The sequence below is a fragment of the Streptomyces bottropensis ATCC 25435 genome (assembly GCF_000383595.1).
GTDB lineage: Bacteria > Actinomycetota > Actinomycetes > Streptomycetales > Streptomycetaceae > Streptomyces > Streptomyces bottropensis.
In genome coordinates, this window is record NZ_KB911581.1 from 1,657,868 (window position 1) to 1,681,828 (window position 23,961).

Genomic DNA, 23,961 nt, shown 5'->3' on the forward strand with positions numbered 1-23,961 from the left:
GCGGGCAGCCCCGCGTCCGTGCGCTCACGCCCCCACGTACGCCGCCAGGTGTTCGCCGGTGACGGTCGAGCGGGCCGCGACGAGGTCCGCCGGCGTGCCCTCGAAGACGACGCGACCGCCGTCGTGGCCGGCGCCCGGGCCGAGGTCGACGATCCAGTCGGCGTGGGCCATGACCGCCTGGTGGTGCTCGATGACGATCACCGACTTGCCCGCGTCGACCAGCCGGTCGAGCAGCCCCAGCAGCTGCTCCACGTCGGCGAGGTGCAGACCCGTGGTCGGCTCGTCGAGAACGTAGACCCCGCCCTTCTCGCCCATGTGCGTGGCCAGCTTCAGCCGCTGCCGCTCGCCGCCGGAGAGCGTGGTGAGCGGCTGGCCGAGGGTGAGATAGCCGAGCCCCACGTCCGCCATCCGCTCGATGATCCGGTGGGCCGCCGGCGTACGCGCCTCACCGGCGCCGAAGAACTCCTCCGCCTCGGCCACCGACATCGCGAGCACCTCGCTGATGTCCCGCCCGCCGAAGCGGTACTCCAGCACCGACGCCTCGAACCGCTTCCCCTCGCACTCCTCGCACGTGGTGGCGACGCTCTGCATGATCGCCAGGTCGGTGTAGATGACGCCGGCGCCGTTGCAGGTCGGGCAGGCCCCCTCGGAGTTGGCGCTGAACAGCGCCGGCTTCACCCCGTTGGCCTTGGCGAAGGCCTTGCGGATCGGGTCGGCCAGCCCCGTGTACGTCGCCGGGTTGCTGCGCCGGGATCCGCGGATCGCGGTCTGGTCGATCGAGACCACACCCTCGGCCCCTGCCTGGCGGGCCATCGAGCCGTGCACGAGCGAGCTCTTGCCGGAGCCGGCCACCCCGGTGATGACGGTGAGCACGCCGAGCGGGATGTCCACGTCGACGTCCTGGAGGTTGTTCGCGTTCGCCCCCCGGATCTCCAGCGCACCGGTGGGCCTGCGCACCGACTCCTTCAGGGCGGCCCGGTCCCCGAGATGACGGCCGGTGACGGTGTCGCTCGCCCGCAGCCCCTCCAGCGTCCCCTCGAAGCAGACGGTGCCGCCCGCCGTGCCGGCGCCGGGGCCGAGGTCCACCACATGGTCGGCGATCGCGATCGTCTCCGGCTTGTGCTCCACGACGAGCACGGTGTTGCCCTTGTCGCGCAGCCGCAGCAGCAGGTTGTTCATCCGCTCGATGTCATGCGGGTGCAGCCCGATGGTCGGCTCGTCGAAGACGTAGGTGACATCGGTGAGCGAGGAGCCGAGGTGACGGATCATCTTGGTCCGCTGCGCCTCGCCGCCGGAGAGCGTGCCCGAGGCCCGGTCGAGGGAGAGATAGCCGAGGCCGATCTCCACGAACGAGTCGAGGGTGTAGTGGAGCTTCGCGAGCAGCGGCGCCACCGACGCGTCCTCGATCCCGCGGGCCCATTCCGCCAGGTCCCGGATCTCCATCGCACAGGCGTCGGCGATGTTGACCTTGCCGATCCGCGAGGAACGGGCCAGCTCGCTGAGCCGGGTGCCGTCGCAGTCGGGGCACTCGGTGAAGGTGACCGCCCGGTCCACGAAGGCCCGGATGTGCGGCTGCATCGACTCGCGGTCCTTGGCGAGGAAGGACTTCTGCAGCTTCGGGATCAGCCCCTCATAGGTGAGGTTGACGCCGTTGATCTTCACCTTGGTCGGCTCGCGGTACAGGAAGTCGTGCCGCTCCTTCTTGGTGTACTGGCGGATCGGCTTCTCCTTGTCGAAGAAGCCCGACTCCGCGATGACCCGCACCACCCAGCCGTCCCCGGTGTACGTGGGGATGGTGAACGGGTCCTCGGAGAGCGACTTGGAGTCGTCGAACAGCTGGGTGAGGTCGATGTCGGAGACCTTGCCCCGGCCCTCGCAGTGCGTGCACATACCGCCGGTGCGGCTGAAGCTCACCTTCTCGGTCTTGGTCTTGTCGGCGCCGCGGTCGACCGTGAACCCGCCGCTCGCCGAGACCGAGGCCACATTGAAGGAGAACGCGCCGGGCGGCCCGATGTGCGGCTTGCCCAGCCGGCTGAACAGGATGCGCAGCATCGCGTTGGCGTCGGTGGCGGTGCCCACGGTGGAGCGCGGGTCGGACCCCATCCGCTGCTGGTCGACGGTGATCGCGGTGGTCAGCCCGTCGAGCACGTCCACCTCGGGCCGCGCCAGGTTCGCCATGAAGCCCTGCAGGAAGGCGCTGTACGTCTCGTTGATCAGTCGCTGCGACTCCGCGGCGATCGTGTCGAACACCAGCGAGCTCTTCCCCGAGCCGGAGACCCCCGTGAACACCGTCAGCCGGCGCTTCGGGATCTCGATGCTGACGTCCTTGAGATTGTTCTCCCGCGCCCCGTGCACCCGGATCAGATCATGGCTGTCGGCGGCGTGCGGCCCGGGAGACTGCGCCTGCGTCCCCGCCCTCGTGGCCTTGGTCATCGTTCCTCCATCTGTCGTGCGGAGCCGCGCCCGCGGCCCCGCCGGCGTCGCCCGACCGGGTCCGATCCGCTGGGAAGGGTACGTGCGGTGGTGTGGGTTCCGGATGTGTTTCCGCGTGGCCATGACGAAGCGGGCGCTCACCCCGCCGGGGGTCACGGCTCACCCGGCCGGGTGTCATCGGGCCAGGGCCCACGCTAGGCGCGCCCCACCCACCCGCGCTTCTCGAATCCTGACCGACCCGCCGACGGGCGCGCACGGGCTCACCGGCAAGGCTCCCGGCAGCCGACGCGCAGCCCATATCGGTCCGCGTTACGGTGTGGACAAACCGGAAGCAGGGACCCGAAAGGTGCGTGCTGCCCGTGCGATCCATCTGGAACGGCGCCATCTCCTTCGGCCTGGTCAGCATCCCCATCAAGCTGGTGAACGCGACCGAGAGCCACTCCGTCTCCTTCCGCCAGGTCCACCTGGAGGACGGCGGCCGCATCCGTTACCGCAAGGTCTGCGAGCTGGAGGACCGGGAGGTGACGCAGGGGGAGATCGGCAAGGCGTACGAGGACGCGGACGGCACGATGATCCCGATCACGGACGAGGACCTCGCGTCGCTGCCCATCCCGACGGCCAAGACCATCGAGATCGAGGGCTTCGTCCCGGCCGAGAGCGTCGACCCGCTCCAGGTGGACGCCGCGTACTACCTCGCGGCGAACGGTGTCCCCGCCGCCAAGCCGTACACCCTCCTCCGCGAGGCGCTCAAGCGCAGCGGAAAGGTCGCCATCTGCAAGTACGCACTGCGCGGGCGCGAGCGGCTGGGCATGCTGCGGGTCGTGGACGACGTCCTCGCCATGCACGGGCTGCTCTGGCCCGACGAGATCCGTACCACGGACGGGGTGGCCCCCGACGCGAGTGTCACCGTGCGCGACAAGGAACTCGACCTCGCGGACGCCCTCATGGACACCCTCGGCGAGGTCGACTTCGAGTCCCTGCACGACGACTACCGCGAGGCCGTCGAGGAACTCATCGCCGCGAAGGCCTCCGGCGAGGAACGGCCCACCGCTCCCGCCCCGGCCCCGGGCGGCAAGGTCCTCGACCTCATGGCCGCGCTGGAGAAGAGCGTCCGCGAGGCCAAGGAGTCCCGGGGCGAGGACGTCGCCGACATCACCCACCTCGCGTCCCGCCCCACCCCGAAGCAGCCCACGGGCAAGAAGTCCACCACGACGACCCGCAAGGCGGCAGCCTCGCCGAAGAAGTCCACGACCGGGTCCGCCGAGCCCGCGAAGAAGACGGCCGCGAAGAAATCGACGGCCAAGAAGGCGACGACGGCGGCGACCAGGACGGCGGCGACGAAGTCCACCTCGGCGAAGTCCACCCCGGCCAGGTCCACCCAGGCCAAGGCCACGACGGCGAAGAGCACCGCGAAGAAGACCCCGGCGAAGAAGACGACGCCCCGCAAACGCTCCGCCTGACGGGAGCCGTTCCGCCTGACCGGCCCGCACACCGTTCGAGCACGGGCACGACTCCCCGACCCGGACGCCCCAGGCGGGCGCGCCCCTGCTTTTCAGGGGCGCGGGGAGCTGGCGGCAAGCCCCCACCGGACCGGCGGCCGGGACCCGCGGCGACGGCCGGGGTTCACAGGGGCGCTCCTAGGGCTGCCGGCGGCCCACGCTCAGAGCACCTGCGCGCGCACCAGTGCAGACAGGACGAGCGTGCCCGGGAGGAGGGGGATCCAGACGGTGAGGACCCGGTAGCCGATGACGGTGGTGGTGGCGAGGCTCGCCGGCGCCCCGAAGGCGACGAGGGCGAAGACGAGCGCCGCGTCCATGGGGCCGAGGCCGCCCGGCGCGGGCACCGCCCCGGCGGCGGTGCTGGCGACGAGGTACGCGAAGAGCATCTGCGTCCAGGACACGGGCAGCCCGAGCGAGGTGCCGACCGAGGCGACCACGGCCCCCTGACACAGGGGGAAGGCGGCGGCCCCGCCCCACAGGGAGAGCGCGCGGACGGGGCGGCTGTGCACCCGCCGTGTGTCGGTGAGGGCGGACCGCAACCCTCCGATGAGGGGACGCCGCAACGGCCGTACGGTCGTGATCAGCGTGACCACGGCGGCGAGGCTGACGCCGGTGATCGCACCGGCCAGGGCCAGGGTCTCGCCCTCGGGGAGGAGTTCGGTCAGGCGGAGCGTGCCCGGGAACGCGACGACGAAGGCGACGATCACCAGCGTCTTGGCCACCGGCTTGACCGCCGAGTACAGGGCGAGCGAGGAGGTCGCCCTGGACAGGGGGATGCCCCGGCGCCGCAGGAAGCGCAGAACGACCGCGTGGGCGCCGATGTTGCCCGGCAGGGCGTGTCCGGCGGCACCGGCGGCGAACTGCGTCGCCAGCAACTGCCCCGGTGGCAGCCGCTCCGGCACGGCCCCCTGCCGTACGCAGGCGGAGGCCACCGAGCACAGGGCCGTGAAGAACGCGCCGGCCAGCAGCCACCAGGGGTTGGCCGAGGCCAGTCGTACGGCCCCTTCATGGACCGTCCGCCAGTCGAAGGCCGCCCAGCCCGCGAGTAGCACGAGCGGCAGCAGCGTCAGCGCGAACCGCAGCCGCCGGGCGTTGACGGCCGACCGGGCGGGGAGCAGCGCCCGCAGCCTGGGGGGCAGGAACCCCCCGGGACCGGCGGCGCAGTCAGGCTCCGCGAGCGGCTCGGGCTCGGTGTCAGGGCCGCCGGCCGCGGGGCGGGCCGGGACGTGGGTGAGGTCCGGGGGCCGGGCCGGGCTCGGTATCAGGGGGAGGGGGTCGGTGACCGGGGACGGGGTGGGCCGCGAGGGGGGCGGCGCGTCGAGCGGGAGCGGGAACAAAGGGCACGTCGTCCTTCCGCGTCGCGTCGGTACGGCGGGGGACCGCTCCGACGGAGGCAGGGCAAGTCAAGAACGAAGGGAACCCCAGGACCGTTCCCACCCCAAATGACTCCCCGGTATGCACCACCCGAACTCCTGCCACCGCCAGAACGACGACACCGCTTCCCAGCAGCGACTCTGCCCTCGGCGCCGCCCCGGACCCCGCCGCCCCTCGTGAGACACAAGTCACTTCCCTGCCACCCCCGGCGCCCGATTTCCACCAAGATCACACGTTGCCCTCACCGCTTGGCCCCCGAACCGCTCACTCCCGCGCGCCCCAGCGGGCACCCCTGCCACACTGTTGTGATGTGCGTCACCCCGGGTCTACGGTTGTAGCGCCTGGCAGGAGACCCCGGGAGTGCGCGCGGACGGCGGTGCGCGGCGGGGCCGTCCGCAGGCGAGGGAAGTGATCCCGTTGCCCGTCTCCTGGGACGACATCGGCGGTCTCGTCGATGCCCACGAGCGCTTTCTCGCCGGCGCGTGGGTCGACTCGGATGTCCGGCACCCGGTGCTCGACTCCTGGAAGCGCTGCCGTTCCGCCGGGCTGGAACCCCACCGGCTGGTGAGCCCCTACGCTCCCGACCTCGCCCTGGAGGAACCCTTCCTGCGCGCCGCCGACCCCGTGCTCGCACGGCTCACCGCCTCCCTCGCGAACGTGAGCATGAGCGTCGTGCTCTGCGACGGACAGGCCCGCGTGGTCCAACGGCACGGCGGCGACCGGCACCTCCTCACCCGCCTCGACGAGGTCAACTTCGCCCCCGGCTTCTGCGCCTCCGAGGCCGCCGCGGGCACCAACGGCGTCGGCACCGCCCTCGCCGAGCGCCGGCCCGTCCACGTCCTCGGCCGCGAACACTTCGCCGACTGTCTCTCCCCGTTCGCCTGCGCCGGCGCCCCCGTCCGCAACCCGCTCAGCGGCCGCGTCGAGGCCGTACTCGACCTGACCTGCCTGCGCGACGACGCCGACCCCACGATGCTGCGACTGGTCCGCGACGCCGCCCACGACATCGAGGCGGGCCTTCTGGAACAGGCCACGGAACGGGAACGGGCCCTCCTCGCCGCGTACCGCCGAGCCGCCGCCCTCACCGCCGACACAGCCGCCGACACCCGGCCCCGGCAGCCCGGACGACAGCCCGAGCGACAGCCCGAGCGACAGTCCGAACGGCAGCCCGAGCGGCAGGCGTGGGCACGGGGCGACGACGGCCGGTACGGCGCCGACCTCGGCCGCGTCGACCTGGCCGTCCTCCGCGAGAAGGCCGAGGAACTCATCGCCTCGCCCCACCGCACCCTCGACGAGGTCACCCTCTCCGCCGGGCGCGTCGCCACCCTGCTCCGCCGCCCGATCATGGGGGAGTCCGGCGAGACCGGGGTGGTCATCGAGGCCCGTCTTCTCGGCGGCCCCCGTCTCCACCACACCCGGCCGACGGCCCACCCCACGCCCCGGACCACGCGGCAGCCGACGACCGCACCGCCTCCGCCCGGCCCCCCGTCGCGACCCGCACCACCCCCGACCGTCGTCCTCCGCACGGTCCTACCCGCGTCCCCGCCCCAGCCGAGAAGCAAGGGGCCGCTCGAAACGGACGAGCCGCCCGACTCGGCCGCCGACGCGTGGCTGCTCCTCGTCGGCGAACCAGGCGTCGGCCGGCTCGCCGTGCTCGCCCGCCGTCGCCTGGAACTGCTGCACGACGCCGGAACCCGCATCGGCACCACCCTGGACGTCACCCGCACCGCCGAGGAACTGACGGACGTGGCCGTCCCCGGCTTCGCCGACTTCGCGGCCGTCGACCTGCCGGTCCCCGTCCTCCTCGGCGAGGAACCGGAACCCCTCGGCCCCGGCATGGCACTGAGCCGCGTCGCACTGGGCGCCGTACACGAGCAGTCGCGTATCTACGAGGTGGGGGACCCGGTGTGCTACGTCTCCTCCACGCCCCAGGCGCGCAGCTGGGAGAGCGGGCGTCCGGTGCTCGAACCGGTGCTGGCGGAGGCCGGCGGCCGGCTCGCTCAGGACCCGGCCCGGCTGCGCCGCGCCCTCGCCGCGGGCATCCACTCCCTGATCACCGTGCCCCTGCGGGCACGCGGCGCGACCCTCGGCGTCGTCAGCTTCTACCGAGCCGAACGCCCCGAACCGTTCGAGGACGACGACCTCGCGCTCGCCCAGGAACTGGTCGGCCGCGCGGCGATCTGCATCGACAACGCCCGCCGCTACACCCGCGAGCACAACACCGCCCTCGCCCTGCAGCGCAGCCTGCTGCCGCGCGGCCGGTCCGAACAGGGCGCGGTCGAGGTCGCCTACCGCTACCTCCCCGCGCAGGCGGGCGTCGGCGGCGACTGGTTCGACGTCATCCCGCTCTCCGGCGCGCGTGTCGCACTGGTCGTCGGCGACGTGGTCGGTCACGGCCTGCACGCCGCCGTGACCATGGGACGCCTGCGCACCGCCGTGCACAACTTCTGCGCCCTCGACCTGCCCCCGGACGAGCTGCTCACCCAGCTCGACGACCTGGTCGGCCGCCTCGACCGGGGCGAGGGCTGGGCGGTGGAGAACACCCACCAGGACTCCGGCATCGTCGGCGCGACCTGTCTGTACGCCGTCTACGACCCGGTGTCCCGGCGCTGCGTCCTCACCCGCGCCGGACACCCGCTGCCGGCGGTCGTCTCCCCCGACGGAACGGTGGACTACGTCGACCTGCCCTCGGGACCCCCGCTGGGCCTGGGCGGTATGCCCTTCGAGACCGCCGAACTCGAACTGGCCGAGGGCAGCCAACTGGTCCTTTACACCGACGGCCTCGTCGAGGACCGGCACCGCGACATCGACACCGGCCTCGACAAGCTCCGTAGCGTCCTGGCCCGCACCGACCGCGCCCCCGAGGCCACCTGCGAGGCGGTCCTCGCCGCCCTGCTCCCGGCCCGGCCGGCCGACGACGTGGCACTCCTCGTAGCCCGTACCCACGCCCTGGGCCCGGACCGGGTCGCCCAGTGGGACCTGCCCGGCGACCCGGCCGTCGTCTCCCTCGCCCGGCGCGCCGTCACCGGCCAACTGGCCGACTGGGGCCTGGACGACCTGGCCGTCACCACGGAACTGGTGGCCAGCGAACTGGTCACCAACGCCATCCGCCACGCCACCGGCCCCGTCCGGCTCCGCCTCCTGCGCGACCGCGCCCTGACCTGCGAGGTCCACGACGGCAGCAACACCTCACCCCACCTGCGCCGCGCCCACACCGAGGACGAGGACGGCCGCGGCCTCTACCTGGTGGCCCGCCTCACCGAACGCTGGGGCACCCGCTACACCCCCCACGGCAAAACGATCTGGACGGAACAGCCGCTGCCCCGGCCCCATGCTCGATGAGCTGCGCCTACACCGATATCCGGCGAGGTGCGGTTGTGCAGCAGGCGATGCTGAGCAGGGTCATGGCGATGGCGGGCACTGTCGCTTCCAGCCCTGCGTACAGGCGAAGGCGTGCCAGACGGGGACGCGGCCCTTCCGATGGGACGTGTTGTGTTCGCCTTCCCGTACAGGGAGTTCGGCCAGGCCACGTGCGCGGCGCCATGGCCACGACCAGGCCGACCGGGCAGCACCGGCCGCCGACGGGCAGGCCGGGGAGGTATCGCCGACGCCGGAAGCGGCGAAGACGAAATCGCAGGTGCCGGTGTGGCGTGACGGGCTTGCGCGGTCGGCGTTGTCGGTGGACTGCCAGCGCATCCTCGCCGCGCTCGCGGACCGGGCCCGGCTCGGGCAGGGGCCGATGACCTGCCAGGAGATGGCCGCTTCGTCGGCATGGACGTGGTTCCGGCGCGGGTGGAGGCGCTGAGGTCGAAGGCGAAACGCCTGGTCGCGCGCGGCTGGCCGAGCCGGCGCCGGGCCGGTTCACGCCCGCCTGTGGCGTGATCGGGCCAGGCGGCGGGTCATGAGCAGGGTCATCGACCAGTAGATCATCGCCTCGGCGCTGGCGGTACGGCGCTCGAAGTCGCGGTCCGGGCGGCGAGTGCGCATGAGGTGCGCGAGGAGACGCTCGACGATCCACCGCTCGGGCAGCACCACCGCCACCCCTCCGTGCCCATCGGCTTCCCAGCCGACTTCAACCTGTGCCGCCACCGCTGTGCGCCCGCCGACGTGCCGACCGCGCATGCCGGCTGGCGCGCGTCGATACCTGGCCGCCGGTCCTGCCTGTGCCGCGAACGACAGGTTGCGAGCTCGCAGAAAACTGGCCATGGTCGCTGAAGGTGATCAATTGATCACGCACTGCGATCTGGAGAAGAAATGCTCAGACGTCAACTAAGCGCCGTGGTCCTGGCTGTGCCGATTGTTGCTGTGCTCGGCATGGGAAGCGTGGCAAGCGCGGAACCCCAGGTGTCCATCCCGTGTGATGTGACTGCGCTCAACAATGCGATCGTCGCCGCGAACAACAACACCGGGCCGCACACCATCCGGCTCGCGCCCAAATGCGTCTACAACGTCACGACTCCGGCGTCGACCGGCGGGCTCGGCGCCAACGCTCTGCCGCAGATCACGGGCACTGTCACCCTGCTGGGTCACCACACCACCATCCGACGGGACCCCGACGCTGCCGATGCCTTCCGCATCGCGGAGATCGACGGTCCCAACGGGCGCCTGACCGTGGACGGTGTCACGGCGACCGGTGGCGGCTACCTCGATTACGCCGGCACCTACCTGCCCACCGACGGAGGGACGCTCATCCTCCGGCACAGCACGGTGACCAACAGCACGGCGAACCAGGGGGGTGCCATTTTCGTCAACCAGGGCAGCACCCTCGAAGTCCATGACAGCGTTCTGCGGGACAGCGCGGCACAGCGGGGAGGCGCCATCTACAACGGGCCGCGCAGCACCACCCTGCTCGACAACACCAAAGTGGAGCGGAACCAGGCTACGCAATTGGGTGGTGGCATCTTCACCGCCGGGGCCTCACTGACCATCAAGAAGTCGCACATCGGCGCCAATCGCGCCTTCGAGCAGGGCGGCGGAATCTACAACGACCGCGCCCCGATGACCGTCTCCTCGACGACCATCGCCGGCAATCGCGCAGGCCAGATGGGCGGCGGTATCGCCAACTACGGCACCAGCACGCTGACGAAAACAGTGGTGCGGCACAACAGTGCGCTCAACGGCGGCGGCATCTGGCAAGCGCCGTCCCCCAGCGTCCTGAACCTCGTCAACAGCCGGATCGTCGACAACACCCCCAACAACTGCCGGCCTGTCGGCTCGGTCCCCGGCTGTACGTCCTGACCGCGGAGCGGGCCCATCAACGGTGCGGCCCTGGGTGATCAGTGACCCGGACCCGGGGGGAGGGGATGGAGGGGGCGGAGCTGTGGGCCCCGCCCCTTGCACCCGATGACCTGGGACGATGCCTCAAGCTCCCGTCCACACCTCGTCCACAGCCCTCGACATAGAGCCGCTTCGGGCTGCATCCGCCTGCACATACGCGAAGACCCCGTTCTCAGCGAAAGCGCTGATGGCGGGGTCTTTGGGCACCTCATACAAGGTGCCCCCGGCAGGATTCGAACCTGCGCACACGGCTCCGGAGGCCGCTTGGGTCCTGGGTAACGCGGCAGGTCACGGCCCTACAATGGACAGACCGGGCAGGACGAGTCCACGGATAGTCCACGGCCGACTGAGCATCGTTTCAGGAGAGTCGGTTGGCTGCGCTGTTCGAGGAGGCGCGCCGGGGTGTCGGGGTCGCGTTCTCTCACTTCTCTCCAGCTCCGATGGCGGCCGAGGTGGAGCAGTCTTTCAATTTTTCGTCTGGGGCCTCCCCATGAGATCGAGCAACTGGCGGGCTCTCTCCAAGTCCTCTTCGAATACGTCGGGTCGTTGCTCGGCCAGGACCTCGCGGATGTCGACGGTGCGGGTGATGGCGGTCAGCGCCTCTTCCCGCCGCCCCAGGCCTGCCAGATGGATCGATTGGTTGTTCAGTGCGGTGGCGAGGTCGGGCAGGAAGGCGTCGGGTCGTTGCTCGGTCAGGACCTGGTAGGTGTCGACGGTGCGGGTGATGGCGGTCAGCGCCTCTTCCCGCCGCCCCAGGCCTGCCAGACGGATCGATTGGTTGTTCAGTGCGGTGGCGAGGTCGGGCAGGAAGGCGTCGGGTCGTTGCTCGGCCAGGACCTCGCGGATGTCGACGGCGCGGGTGATGGCGGTCAGCGCCTGCTCCCGCCACCCCAGGCCCGCCAGACGGATCGATTGGTTGTTCAGTGCGGTGGCGAGGTCGGGCAGGAAGGCGTCGGGTCGTTGCTCGGCCAGGACCTCACGGATGTCGACGGCGCGGGTGATGGCGGTCAGCGCCTCTTCCCACCGCCCCAGGCCCGCCAGACGGACCGACTGGTTGTTCAGCGCGGAGGCGAGGGCGGGCAGATCGGGATTGTGTCTGTCGTGGTGCTCGACCAGGGCTGTGCTGAGGAAGGCAGCCCATTCGCTGAGGGCAAGCGTGGAGTTCGGCAGCTGGTCGCTGAGGCGGTACAGCAGGGTGATGTCGTGTGTGGTGCGGGTCAGATATGTCAGGGCGGCAATCAGGGGCCTGGGGTGGGGCGTACGTGTTGCGGTGGTCAGGGCGGCCTCTCCCAGCACATGCGGGGCGGTGGTGATGGCCTCGCGCATGATGGCGCTGATGCTGTCATGGTGATGGGGGTGCTGGGCGGTGCGGGCCAGCACGGTCAGGGCCTGGGTGGCTTGTGGCTCGGTGAGGGCTGTCAGGATGCGGGTGAACAGGGCGGGTTCACGGCTGGTCTGTGTCCCGATGTGGTACTCGGCGATGCGGTCGGGCTGGAGGCTGCCCCAGACGGAGTCTGCCGGGGTCGGGTAGAGGTCGGCGAGCCAGGTGGCCAGCGCTCCGCGGACGGCTGCCGAGCTGTCGTCGGCCAGGCCGGGAAGCTGGGCCAGGAGCGTTCGGGCGTGATCGCGGTCGGACGCGGGGATCAGGCAGGCCAGGGCGACGGCGAGGGCACGGGTTTCGGTTCCACTACCCTGCCCGGTCAGCCCGCGTTCCGGGCTGTTGGCGGTGGCGTCCCAGTACTCGCGCTCGTGTCCCAGAAGCCGGCCTTCCAGCGCGGTGGCACGGCTGACGGTCTGGTGCGGGATGGTGGCGGTGTCCAGCAGCGCGAGGAGAGCGGCCATCTGGACCGACAAGGGAGTGTCGAACTCCGCGCCGGTGAGTGCGGGCAGTACGGCCGGGGTGGTCAGGGCAGGCAGGAGGGCTGCCCAGTCAGTGCGGGGGAAGATCCGGCGCAGCCGCTCGCTGAAGTCGTCCAGGGCCTGCCGGTAAGCGGTCGTGCGTTGGTGGGGTGTCTGGTGTAGGGCTGGGACTGGTGTGACGGTGGCGGTTGCCAGGGCCTGACTGCGGGGGTGTTCGGTGGCTCTGGTCCACCAGTCTCCGGCCGCGCGGGCCAGGGCCAGAATGCGCACAGGGGCGGCGGCCTGGTCGTGGTCGACTGCCTGAAGCAGGGTGTGCAGCTGCGGGGTGCGTGTTTCGGCGTAGTCGACGACGACCAGCAGCGGCCGGCACACCTGGGACAGGACATCCAGCGGCGTATGCGTATCCGTGGTCAGCCGGATCGCGGTCCAGCCGTGGCCGGACATACGCGAGGCAAGTTTGGCGGCCAGTCGCGTCTTGCCCGCGCCGCCCGCCCCGGTCAGCAGCCGCGCCTGCACCAGGCTTTCGTCCCACCCCCAGATCCCGGCCGCCGCCCCGCTGGCGGTGCCGGGCTGCGTCTCGGTGGGTGGCTGGCACCAGTGGGTCAGATCCGTCAGCAGGTCCTCGCGCCCCATGAAGGACACCACCGCCTGCTCGGGGCGCAGCAGATCGGCCGGGGAACGCGGAGCCCGGGGAATCGTGGCGCGGTCGGTGACATGCTGCAGATCGGCCGGTTCCAGGAGCATCGCCCGTCCGGTGTGCTCCTCGACCAGAGCACGCACCACCGGATCGGAAGCCAGGACATAGGCGGGGACAGCCTCCAACTGGGTGTGGCTCGAGCCGGGCGGATCGCCGGCCACCACCCCTGTCAGCAGCGGCGGCATCCCTGACGTGCTGCCGCACCACAGCGCAGCTCCGGACATGCCACCCCACGGTGAGGCGCCGTCGTGCGGTTCTGCCCCGGCGCCTCCGGTCAGGACGTAGCGGTCCCGGTCGCGGCCGCTGGCGGGCAGGATCCGCCCGTCCCGCTGCACACACGACACGGCGTCCCCGCCTGCCTGGCCCACCACCGGATAGCCGAGAGCCTGGGCCGGGCACGCCTGCATCGTCACCAGCCGCCCCCACCGCACCGCAGCCAACGGACGGTCCGACAGATCCTCCGCTGCCAGCAGCAGCGCCGCATCCCACCCCTTGGGCCCATCCTCAAGCCGGTCCCACACCACTCGACACGGCACCCGCCCGGACCGCCCGGGCAGCTGTACCGAGACCTGCGCACGGTCCTTGAGTACGTGCGCCGCAGTCAGCACCAGCCGCCCACTCAGCACATACCCCGACCCCCGGGCACCGCCGGAACGCACCACAGCAACCCGCGCCGTATCCACCCCCACGGCCCCCTTTCACGAATTCAGGCTTCAGGCAAGCGGCCCACCTGCCTGCACGGCGCCGCGCGATGCTGCGGCGATCACTCGCCGAAGCGGGACCCGAGCCTCTCGCCCGTCGCATCCGGCTGGTCGGTGTTCACGTGATACGAGCCGTTGGTCACGGTGTCCTTCGGCGTCAACACGAGCTTCACCCGGTGCACCGACGCCTTCGACACCGAAGCCTCCGCACCGGCCGACACCACCCACGCCTTCACCCCGGCCTTGCCCTTGCCCTCCTTGCGCATTTCCACCGAGAACTCCAGCTCCACCGGCCCCACCTCAAACCTCGGACCGGCACCGCTGCCAGCCGCCGCAGCCACCAACTCCGCCCGCAGATGCTCCACAGCCTCCGCGATCCCGATCTCCTCAGCCACCCCGACCCACCCCTTCAAACCGGACAAACCCCTGTGCGCACAGGACAGTGCAACAGCGCTGACGCCCACCACCCCCAAGAGAGTTCCCAACCTGCCCCAACGGCCAACAAATGAGCGATAGTTGTCAGAATTTGCACCACACTCGATCGCATGTGATCGCCAGGTAAGTGGGGCGAACACCTCGAAGGTGGGCGGAGTCTCATGGGCGAGGCAAGAGGCGTCTTCTTGCCCTGGGTCTTGTAGGGGATCTTGGTGAGCCGGGTTTTTGCTGGTCAGGGACGGCGGGCTCGTGCGCCTGGTGGTCGTCGTTGGTCGTCATTGGCCATTGTTGAGCGGCCTCGGACGGCCCAGGGACGGCCCAGCCATGGGGCTCGTGAACGTCGTCAGCCAGCGGATGCGGCCCGCCATTCGGCGGTGATGCAGCCCTCTTCCATGTCCCACCACTCCTTGGCCACGCCGTGCTTGAGGAGTCGCTGCACCTTGGCGAGATCGGCGGTGGGTGGGACGTCCAGGGCGACCATGCGGAACCGTTCTATGCCCTCGCCGCAGACGCCGAGTTCGTGAAACGCGTTGATCACGCTCTGCCGTGCGGCTCCCGAGCCGCTGTCACGGAGCACGATGAGGCGGATGGTGCAGTTCGCCGAACGACGAACGACCTCGCCGGCCCACCGCACGCCCTCCTCGTCGGGCTCCGTGGCCACGATGTCCCCGCAGGCAATACCTCGGACGAACCAGGGGATGTTGTCGAGCCGTGCGGTGCCGTCGCCTTGGTCGACCGCCCACAGGCTCTCCACCGAGGCCGGGGGCCAGTCGTCTTCGATCTCAAGACGGAAGTGCACCTTCACGTACGGGCCCTCGGGGTTCGTCATGGTGCCCAGGATGCACAGCCCTGTCGCGCCGGCCGTGGGCGGGTGACGATGACGTCTGCTCAAGCTGAATACGAGTTCGTCTGTGCCTAAGCCGACGACAGCCAGCCACGGCGTCGGGTGCGCCGATCGATCACGCACGCGTATGTCTCGCTGCACCCCCACCGGCCTCCGCCACGCTGCCGGTGCCGTCGACCAGAGCAAGCCACGACGGCCGACCCGCAATGACGCTGCCTGAGCCCTCAGCTTGGGAAGCTGCGAGCATTCGAGGCGGGTTCGGGCGATGACCTGGGCAAACGGCCGAGCTGTGGCCTCGTAGGGCTTGGCTGCTTCACCGTGGTTCCCCGCTGTTCCCCGCCTGATCTGGTGCGCTAGTGGTGCGCCTCGTCTCCACCTTGCCCGGTTCGCCTATGGCCGCTGGGCCGGGCTTACAGGTCCAGGCGAGACTCGCCGTCGCCTCGCCTGAGAACGACGTGCGCCGGCCGGAACGGTAGACCGCGCAGAGTCGGCTCCATGACCTTGAAAAGAGGATCGGCATCCGGTCCGTAGGCGTACACGACTGCTTCGCCCCCACCGAACTCGTTGCCGTCGACCTCCCCAACGTCGGCTGCCTCGGCCGCGGCCGCCATCGCCTGCTCGGCTTCGTAGACCAGCTCCCGCTGGTCGGCCTCGCCGAAACCGCCACTGGCGAGCCGGAAGTGTGCGATGACGGCGTGCTCCTCATTCCCGCTCTCAGGGGCAATCGGTGTCTCCATGGCCGACACACACACTCATCGGCGTCTGACATCGGCACGAACCAGCTTCCTGCTCGGCGCACACCACCCAACACGCTTTCCAACTGTGGTGGTGCCTCGCGGGGCCGCGTACAGGGCCGTTCACCTGCGTTCATAGGCGGTCGGTCGCGGGAGTGACTACGGGCTTCGGTACCGTCTGAGCGGCCATGAACAGTGCTGAATGAGACGGAAACTGAGACGGCGGACGGGGCCGGACTCGCTAGCATCCTCGCTGTCGAAGAGGGAGTCATGGCGTTGGTACGCAAGGGATCACGACGGATCGCTGTCGACGGTACGGTCTACCGCTGGCGGCTGCGAGGCAGGCCGACGTACTTCCAAGGGCTGGCCTGGTCGCCGTGCACGTTCGCGAGCATGCGGACACCCCGGGCATGACGCTCGTGGTCACGATCGACCAGCCGCATCCGAGTAACTGGATCGGTCGTGAGGCTGATCCTGTACTGCCGTCAGGTGTTGTTGCGGCTGTTCGGCTTGCTCTGCGTGAGGGTTGGGCTCCGACGGCTCTGGGCTCTGCGTTCCATCGCGATCACTCCGCCGGCTTCACACCTTCGAACTGATCGGATCCGGGGAGTAGTTGGTGCCCGTACCTCGGCCGACGACAGTCAGCCACGATGGTGGGTGCGTCAACGGATCAGGCGCGCGTGTGCCTCGCTGCACCCCCACCGGCCTCAACCACGCTGTCCGTGTGTGTCGTCGCCTAGAGCAAGCTGCGACGGCCGGTCCGCGATCACGGAGCCAGAGCCCTCAGCTTGGGAAGTTTGGGTTCCTTGGGGACGGTTGCTTCGCTGATCTGCGGTGGAGTGGTGTGGAGCCTTGGTCGGACCGGGGCCATGTATCCGCTGTTCCCCTTGGTTCCCCGCTGGATCTGGCACGCACATGGCACGGCCTGTTGTCGGGCACTTCTCAATCACTGTCGAACAGGGCGACCGTCAGGCGACAGGCCGGTACTGTGATTGATCGGGCGCTGTGGGGGCGTGGCGGCCTGTCGGGGAGGGGGACCATGCAGTCCAGCGCGCGTATGACGAACCCGAGCGCCGACCCTGCGCTGGTCGAGGCTCAAACTGCGGTCCCCTGGAAAGATCTTCAAACGCTACGTCAGGGCCTTGCGAGGGGGCTCAGTGAGCTGTTGGCGCGCTCGGACTCTCTCATTAGCATCGCAAACAGGCCAAGGAAAGGGCATGCGAGTTGATCAATTTCATGATCGGCGTCCTGTCGTCACTGGTCGCCACCTGGGCTGGCCTCGCCGCCGCTTTTTTGTGGTCAGGACGCTTCCGATGGTTTCTGGTAACAGCTCTTTCCCGCCTCAGTGGAGGTGATTTTGGACAGTCATGGGAAAACAAGGCCGAAGCAGAAGCCGACTTCAATAGAGAGATCCGCCGAGCTCGCAGGGTCGACCTGTTCACCGGGCGGGGAAATGAACTCCAGCGCGCGACTTTTGCTTCATTGTTGACGCAGCGTTCAGGCTCTGCCCCTCGACCTCACTTCCGTGTCCTCCTTCCTCATACAGGAGTTGGCGCAGAAGCTCAGTGGACAAGAGATCGCGAAGCTGAGATCGCCTCGTTTGATAGGAGCTTCGGTACCGGGCAATTGCATCGCCAGATCGAAACGAATGTAGCCCACCTTGCCCCGCACAACGACGACGGAACAGTCGAGACTCGACGGTACGATTTCCCGCATTTGGGGCGAATCTGCATCACCGACCAGGCTGCCTATTTCACACCATATCTGCCAGATGAACATGGAAGGGATTCGAAAGTTCTAAAATACACCGCCTCGTCGCCGATGTATCACGCGCTTGCTCGCCTTTTTCAAAAATTGTGGGACGGACCTAGTTAGATATTCTTGCAGCTCGCGTTCGGGGCGGCTACTGGAAGCCGGGGAAGGGGCCTGTATGTCGAGGCGCATTGTTAGGGTAAATTGGGGTGATGCGAGTCACCTGCTCGAAGTTTTCGGTGCACTACCGAAATCTGTGACCTATGGAAGGTATCGCTTTCCCTCAATCCATCAATATCTCGACACTATCAATAAGCTCCAGGAGGACGGCACGAATCACCTCCCTTCTGTGCTTGCTTGTGCTCAGCTGGACTGGCATCGTCGAGGTCAAAGCGGATGCCTGTTCGCGCGGCTCGCTTCCGGAAATGCCATCTCATTTGGATGGGAGCATCTCGTCGTAGCCTCAGACAATGCGCCGGAAGTACTGAGCCAGCTAGACGACCATATGCGTGCACGTATGAGTGATTCACAAAGCCAAATTATGAGCCTAGTTTGGCCTAGAGTCCAGACAGCCCATCAGGCTGTAAGGTTACTTCGAGAGCTTCCGAAGTGGACTCACTTCTGGCTGGAGCGCGATGTCGAAAGAGGAGGCCTGCTATGCCTGCAGGCTCGCTATCCAATAGGGGGAGGTGCCCAAGCATGGGTGATGGCATTTGGTCCTTTCGATTTCCTTCCCAACACACGTCGCGCGCCGCTATTTGAGCTCGTCGTTAGGATCAAAAGGAAGCCCGAAAAGATTTTCCATAGACTCAATCAAGACTATGCAGTCGCCCACTTGGCTGATCTTCCATTAAGGATGAGTGAAGGGCATTGGGAACATCGATGGCAAAGCACAATGAGACGGACTCGCGCGATTCTCGGTGATGAACCTGATGAGGTGTCCGCCGCGAAATCTACCATTTCCGTGCCCATGCCCTTGAGTGTCGATCATGGTTAACATGAGAACTGAGGTCGGTGAGAATGTCTTTCGCGCCAGCTCTCTATACGTAAAGCCAGAACCAGGCCAACCGATGAGCTTCACGGAGCAGTTGAATCTAACGCGCAAGGGAGTTAATCCTAGACAGATTACTATCATTCATGCAGAGAGTCTCAGGGAAGTCGGGCTCCATGCGGAAGCTGTCCGAGTTAATGTTACCCTCGATGGAGGGTCGGCCAACCTTTTAGGTTCAGGCGGCGAACTGTCCTTCGGGGACTTGCGCGTTCGTATTACCTTTGCTTGCGAGCCGTGTAATCATGGCGCAAGACTCGCAATGGCACCCATGCGTCATTTTCGTCGACTGCAGAGATACTGTGGCATGATTCTTGAGGACGGCTTTATCAGTCTAAGGGATCCGCAAGCAGGTTTCATTCCTCATCGATACCCTGCAGTGCCTGATGCTTTTATGGAGCGCTGCCTATGGGCTGCTCGACAGATCCCTTCAGGGAAAGTCGTTCCTTCTATCCAATTTCTGACAGCTATCGGGGCTAGTTCATCTTATGCCCGAGTGCTGCCTCGTTGGTTGTCTGCAGCTAATCTGGCCGACGCGCCTGTCCACAGAGTTCTGACCTCCAGGCTGACTAGTCCTTCATGGTGCCCAGATGCCCTTGATCGTCTAGAAGCTGAAGGGGTTGCACGCCCCGATTTGCATATGCACCAATTCGATCTCGCGAGACATCTCTGGCTGAACTGAGAGTGAAGCTTCAGCATATTGCTGCAGCTGAAATGGGTCCGATTGCCGGAAAGGGTGAGTACTGAGGTTGAACTCGTGATGTCGTGCTGTTGGTCAGGCGGGTCTGATGGCCAGGCCGGTCTCTGCGAGGCAGCCGTCTATGAGATGGGTGCGGTACTGGATGTGCCGTAGGCCGCGTCGGATGCGCCGGACGAGGTGTTCGGGAGTACTGAAGGCAACGTTGGAGAGCCAGCCGCGCCGCAGAAGTGACCAGATCCCTTCGACGGGGTTGAGGTCGGGTGCGTAGGGCGGCAGGTAGTAGATGGTCAGCCAGTCCCGGGTTTCCGCCCATTCCCGCAGATCAGCGGCTTTGTGGACGTTGAGGTTGTCCCAGATGAGCACGATGGGGCCGCCGAGCTGCTGATGTGCGGCGATCAGCAGGTCGCGGTAGTCGCGCCAGGAGAAGCTCTTGCGGCCGTCGCGCCGGCCGTCGTCCCGGCGCGGCCGGTAGATCAGCCGGGACCGATGGCCGGACTTGTAGCAGGTCAGCGCGGCGATCGACACTCGCCTGCGGGAACGGCCCCGGACCCGCACCACGGGGGTCCGGCCGCGCTGCGACCAGGTCTTCGCCTGCGGCGGCGTCATGGAGAATCCGGCTTCGTCCTCGAAGACGATCCAGGCTCCACGGGCCGCCGCGAGTCTTCCGCGCACGGCCACACCTCCTTGACCCACCCCGCGACCGCGTCGTCGTCCCGTTCCATGGCCCGTCGGGCCGGGACCTGGCAGGACCACCCATTACGCACCAGGAGCTTGCGCACACCCTGAAGCGTGTAGGACAGGTGGAAGCGCCGGCCGATCACCGTCTTGACCCGCGCCAGCGTCCAACGCTGGTCTTCCCAGCCATGCGCGGCCGGCCCCTTGGCCAGCTCCGCCTCCAACTGTGTGAACTGCTTCTGGCTCAGCCTCGGAAGCGACGCCGGCCCCTGCGACCGCAGAGCCCGCGGACCGCCCTCGTCCCACATCTGACGCCACCGCTGTACCGACCGGACACTGACCCGCAGGTCCTTCGCGATCACCGAGCTCGCCTCACCCTGGGCGAACCTCTCGGCCGCCTTCAGCCGTAACTCCTCGCGGAACTGCTGCCGTTCGGCGGTCAGCCCGCCCCCTTGTGGATACCGCATGCCTTCGGTGATACCGCACGGGCAACGAGTCGTCAGCCCCTACGACTCCACGAGTTCAACCTCAGTAATTGGTGACGTGAGGTCGGCGGATCGGCTCTGGAGTGGCGCTGCTTTGGCGCGAGTGATCATGGCCCGTAGCTTCCGGCGCGTCGGGCAGGCTGTGGACTTGCCCGATAAAGCACGACGCTGGGGCCATGATCTTCGAGGCTCGTGCCAAAGTGGCTCCGTAAAGCCGCGGAGCTGACCGCCCCAGCCACGAGGTACCCCTTCTCTGGCACCATGCGGCTGCATGCTTCGAGCGCGGCGCGGACGCCGGCCGGGCTGGAGCGGGGCGGAGACAGGAGCGCAGGACCGGCCGGGGGCCGGGCCGCGCGCGGTGAGCGGAGCGAGCCGCCTTGAACCAGTAGAGAAAGTTTGAATCACGCGCTCCTGGCACGCTTGTCCGATCCCGGGTGATGCTTGACAGTTCGATCCCAGCTGATGGTTGACGGTGGCCGTGATCGGCTTTGCTGTGCACGTCGTTGCGGCGTGTGGCGGGAGGCCGGGATTGGCGCTGGTGGAGTTGTCGGTTGTCGAGCAGAGATACCGGGCTGTGTTGGCAGTGCTGGCGGGCGCGACGGTGACCGAGGTCGCTGCGTCGCTCGGGGTGTCGCGGCAGACGGTCAGCGGGTGGAAGTCCCGGTATGAGGCCGAGGGGCTGGCGGGTCTGGCGGACCGGTCACGCAGGCCGGCGTCGTGTCCGCATCAGGCATCCGCCGAGGTGGAGACGGCGGTGTGTGAGCTGCGGCGTCAACATCCTCGGTGGGGGCCGCGGCGGATCGCTCATGTGCTGGAGCGGTCCGGGGCGGTGGCGCCGGTGCCGTCGCGGATGACGGTGTATCGGATTCTGGTCCGTCATGGTCTGGTGGAGCCGGGGGTGCGGCGCCGGAAGCGGTCGGATTACAAGCGCTGGCAGCGCGATCGAGCGATGCAGTTGTGGCAGATGGACATCGTCGGTGGGGTGATGCTGGTCAACCCGGTCACTGGCGAGCTGACCGAGGCGAAGATCGTGACCGGTGTGGACGATCATTCCCGGTTCTGCGTGATCGCGTCGGTGGTGGAGCGGGCGACCGGGCGGGCGGTCTGCGCGGCCTTCGTCCGGGCCTTGCAGGCGTTCGGGGTGCCGGAGGAGGTGCTCACCGACAACGGCAAGCAGTTCACCGACCGGTTCGGGCATGGCGGTGAGGTGTTGTTCGACCGGATCTGCCGGGAGAACGGGATCGCGCACCGGCTCACCCAGCCGGCCTCGCCGACCACGACGGGCAAGGTCGAGCGGTTCCATCAGACGCTGCGACGTGAACTTCTCGACGACTGCGGTGCGTTCGAGAGCATCCAGGCGGCGCAGTCGGCGCTGGACGCGTGGGTGCAGGAGTACAACTCCGTCCGGCCGCATCAGGCGCTGGACATGCACTCTCCGGGTGATCGGTTCACGCCGGTTCCCGAGGAGGAGCGGGATGTGCTGGGGCTGAGGGTGCCGGGGGTGCTGGCTCTGGTGCCGCAGCAGCGGACTGCGCCTGCGGAGCGGGGTCCGGCTGAGGCGATGGCCGTCCGTGCCGGGCTGCCCGAGGAGGTCCCGGCATCGGCGGCGATGGAGCCCGGTGGGCCGGTGGAGTTCGAGCGGGTGGTGCCTGCGAGTGGAAATCTGCAGGTCGCGGGGAAGCAGTTCTGGCTGGGGCCGTCCCGTTCGGGGCTGACGGTGACGTTCTGGGCGGACACATCGGTGATCCATCTGCTGGTCGCCGGGGCGCGGATCAAGAGTGTGCGGTCGCACCTGTCGGTGGCGGATCTCGTGCAGTTGGCCGCCCGGGGAGGTCGCGCGGCCGGTCCCTCTCCACTGCCTGCCGGGGACGGGGTGGCGTTCGAGGTGGACCGGGTGGTGAACAACAGCGGGCTGGTGAACCTGGGCGGGCGCCAGGTGCTGGCGGCGGAGATCCTCGGCGGCCGTCAGGTGGGCATCCGGATCGACGAGGAGACGCTGTCGTTCTTCGATCCGTCGTCGCGGGAGCTGCTGCGGGTGCGGCCCAACCCGCTCACCAGCGAGAAGGTGCAGGGGTTGCACGGCCTGCGGCCCGCGGGTCCGCCGCCCCGGCCCCGGGTGGAGCCGGTCCGCGTGCAGCGGCGGGTCAGCGCGGTGGGCACGGTCATGGTCTGCCGCCAGACCGTCTCCCTCGGCCGCCCCTACGCAGGCCAGACGGTGACCGTGCACGTGTCGGACACAACGATCACCATCGAGCTGGACGGGCAGATCCGGGTCATCCGGCGCACGACCGACGTCCCGGTCCGTAACGTGAAAGCGAACAAGCCCCACGGGGCTTCCCAAGTTGTCTAGGCCCACCGTCAAACAACAGCTGGGACCAGAACGTCAGGCATCAACTGGGACCCGACAGCTCCTGGCACGCTTCTAAAACTGCCGATCATCGTTGACACCTGGGTCTCTGATCACTACGGAGATCCACATGTCGAAGACACCCCCGCTCGATCGTGAGGCCAAGCGGCGCCTGGCGGTCATACGTCATGTCGAAGAGGTCACCGGCAACGTCGCCATGAGTTGCCGGTACTTCGGCATCAGTCGGCAGGCGTACTACATCTGGTATCGCCGCTACCAAGCCGAGGGCGTCGAAGGGCTGCGCACGCGCTCGAAGGCGCTCAAGCACAGTCCGAACGCCACGCACGTCGAGGTGGTCGGGAAGATCATCTATCTCCGGCAGAACTACCACTTCGGGCCCGAGAAGATCGCGATGTACCTCAAGCGGTATCACGACGTCACGATCAGCAAGTCGGGCGTGTGGCGGATCCTCAAGCGCCTGGACATGGGCCGTCTGCCGGCCTCTCAGCGGTACAAGCGGCACGACCGCCGGTGGAAGCGGTACGAGAAGCAGCTGCCCGGCCACCGGGTGCAGATCGACGTGAAGTTCATCGAGCCGCTCGCATCCATGCCTCAAGGCCGGCGCGGCGGCCGCAACAAGTACTACCAGTTCACGGCGATCGACGACTGCACTCGGCTGCGGGTCTTGAAGATCTATCCGACGCTCAACCAGGCCACTGCCATCCAGTTCGTCGACTACGTCCTGCAGAGGCTGCCGTTCCAGGTGGAGGTGATCCAGACGGACAACGGAGCTGAGTTCCAGTCCGCCTTCCACTTCCACGTGCTCGACAAAGGCATCGGCCACTCCTACATCAAGCCCCGTACGCCGCGGCTGAACGGGAAGGTCGAACGCTCGCACCGGATCGATGGCGAGGAGTTCTACCGGCTCCTGGAGGGCGTCATCATCGACGATGCCGAGGTCTTCAACGACAAGCTGCGCGAGTGGGAGGACTACTACAACTACCATCGCCCACACGGCGGCCTCGGCGGCCAGACTCCCTACGAACGCCTCAAGCAGAAGACCGCACCCCAGGCGTAAACGATCATCGTCGGTTGCACAG

Annotated in this window: 14 protein-coding genes and 1 pseudogene; 7 read left to right on the forward strand and 8 right to left on the reverse strand. The window is 68.2% G+C overall.

From position 1 onward, the window contains the following. Positions 1-24 precede the first annotated feature (24 nt). Complete coding sequence (locus tag STRBO_RS0107495) at positions 25-2,433, reverse strand: ATP-binding cassette domain-containing protein (RefSeq protein ID WP_020114011.1); 2,409 nt, start codon at positions 2,431-2,433, stop codon at positions 25-27. 359 nt (positions 2,434-2,792) lie between these two features. On the opposite strand from STRBO_RS0107495, the gene ku reads away from it, so the two are divergent. Continuing rightward, positions 2,793-3,893 carry a non-homologous end joining protein Ku gene (ku, locus tag STRBO_RS0107500; protein ID WP_449657990.1) on the forward strand — a complete coding sequence of 367 codons (1,101 nt, stop codon included), beginning with the start codon at positions 2,793-2,795 and terminating at the stop codon, positions 3,891-3,893. Between the two features lie 200 nt (positions 3,894-4,093). Here ku and STRBO_RS0107505 read toward each other — a convergent pair whose 3' ends face one another. After that, positions 4,094-5,269, reverse strand: coding sequence for a lysylphosphatidylglycerol synthase transmembrane domain-containing protein (locus STRBO_RS0107505; protein ID WP_005480317.1), 1,176 nt, complete (start codon positions 5,267-5,269; stop codon positions 4,094-4,096). 445 nt (positions 5,270-5,714) lie between these two features. Between STRBO_RS0107505 and STRBO_RS0107510 the strand changes: the two genes are divergently transcribed. Beyond that, positions 5,715-8,648 carry an ATP-binding SpoIIE family protein phosphatase gene (locus tag STRBO_RS0107510; protein WP_425336016.1) on the forward strand — a complete coding sequence of 978 codons (2,934 nt, stop codon included), beginning with the start codon at positions 5,715-5,717 and terminating at the stop codon, positions 8,646-8,648. Positions 8,649-8,850: 202 nt separating this feature from the next. Then, positions 8,851-9,211 (forward strand): annotated as a pseudogene (locus tag STRBO_RS44465) (hypothetical protein); the annotation flags it as partial. On the opposite strand, the gene STRBO_RS42720 reads toward STRBO_RS44465, so the two are convergent. Continuing rightward, a complete protein-coding gene (locus STRBO_RS42720; RefSeq protein ID WP_106438208.1) occupies positions 9,168-9,512 on the reverse strand; it encodes a transposase in 345 nt (114 codons plus the stop codon). The pseudogene STRBO_RS44465 and the gene STRBO_RS42720 overlap by 44 nt on opposite strands. Before the next feature lie 72 nt (positions 9,513-9,584). Here STRBO_RS42720 and STRBO_RS0107525 point away from each other — a divergent pair, with 72 nt between their 5' ends. Next, positions 9,585-10,544, forward strand: a complete 960-nt coding sequence (locus STRBO_RS0107525) for a hypothetical protein (RefSeq protein WP_158690966.1) — start codon at positions 9,585-9,587, stop codon at positions 10,542-10,544. A 504-nt stretch (positions 10,545-11,048) separates the two neighbouring features. Here STRBO_RS0107525 and STRBO_RS0107530 read toward each other — a convergent pair. The 4 genes from STRBO_RS0107530 to STRBO_RS0107545 all read right to left on the reverse strand — a co-directional run bounded on the left by STRBO_RS0107530 (position 11,049) and on the right by STRBO_RS0107545 (position 15,857). Further along, positions 11,049-13,829 (reverse strand): trypsin-like peptidase domain-containing protein, encoded by a 2,781-nt coding sequence (locus STRBO_RS0107530; RefSeq protein ID WP_342364952.1) that lies wholly within the window; start codon positions 13,827-13,829, stop codon positions 11,049-11,051. 74 nt (positions 13,830-13,903) lie between these two features. After that, positions 13,904-14,236, reverse strand: a complete 333-nt coding sequence (locus STRBO_RS0107535) for a trypco2 family protein (RefSeq protein ID WP_005480310.1) — start codon at positions 14,234-14,236, stop codon at positions 13,904-13,906. A gap of 383 nt (positions 14,237-14,619) precedes the next feature. Further along, positions 14,620-15,105, reverse strand: a complete 486-nt coding sequence (locus tag STRBO_RS0107540) for a DUF4265 domain-containing protein (protein WP_020114015.1) — start codon at positions 15,103-15,105, stop codon at positions 14,620-14,622. 425 nt (positions 15,106-15,530) lie between these two features. Continuing rightward, positions 15,531-15,857 carry a hypothetical protein gene (locus STRBO_RS0107545; RefSeq protein ID WP_202499800.1) on the reverse strand — a complete coding sequence of 109 codons (327 nt, stop codon included), beginning with the start codon at positions 15,855-15,857 and terminating at the stop codon, positions 15,531-15,533. Between the two features lie 1,221 nt (positions 15,858-17,078). Between STRBO_RS0107545 and STRBO_RS43420 the strand changes: the two genes are divergently transcribed. Then, entirely contained in the window at positions 17,079-17,729 is a 651-nt protein-coding gene (locus STRBO_RS43420) for a hypothetical protein (RefSeq protein WP_158690965.1), read from the forward strand. Positions 17,730-19,429: 1,700 nt separating this feature from the next. Here the strand turns inward: STRBO_RS43420 and STRBO_RS45880 are convergent. Further along, a protein-coding gene (locus tag STRBO_RS45880; RefSeq protein WP_425336017.1) for an IS630 family transposase occupies positions 19,430-20,496 on the reverse strand; the annotation gives its coding sequence in 2 pieces (ribosomal slippage) (positions 19,430-20,047 and positions 20,050-20,496; 1,065 coding nt in all). Positions 20,497-21,058: 562 nt separating this feature from the next. Here STRBO_RS45880 and STRBO_RS0107560 point away from each other — a divergent pair. Together STRBO_RS0107560 and STRBO_RS0107565 are read left to right on the forward strand one after the other, a co-directional pair. Continuing rightward, the gene (locus tag STRBO_RS0107560) at positions 21,059-22,864 is read left to right on the forward strand and encodes an IS481 family transposase (protein ID WP_425336034.1); all 1,806 of its coding nucleotides are present in this window, start codon (positions 21,059-21,061) and stop codon (positions 22,862-22,864) included. Between the two features lie 127 nt (positions 22,865-22,991). After that, a complete protein-coding gene (locus tag STRBO_RS0107565) occupies positions 22,992-23,939 on the forward strand; it encodes an IS481 family transposase (protein WP_020114018.1) in 948 nt (315 codons plus the stop codon). Positions 23,940-23,961: the final 22 nt, after the last annotated feature.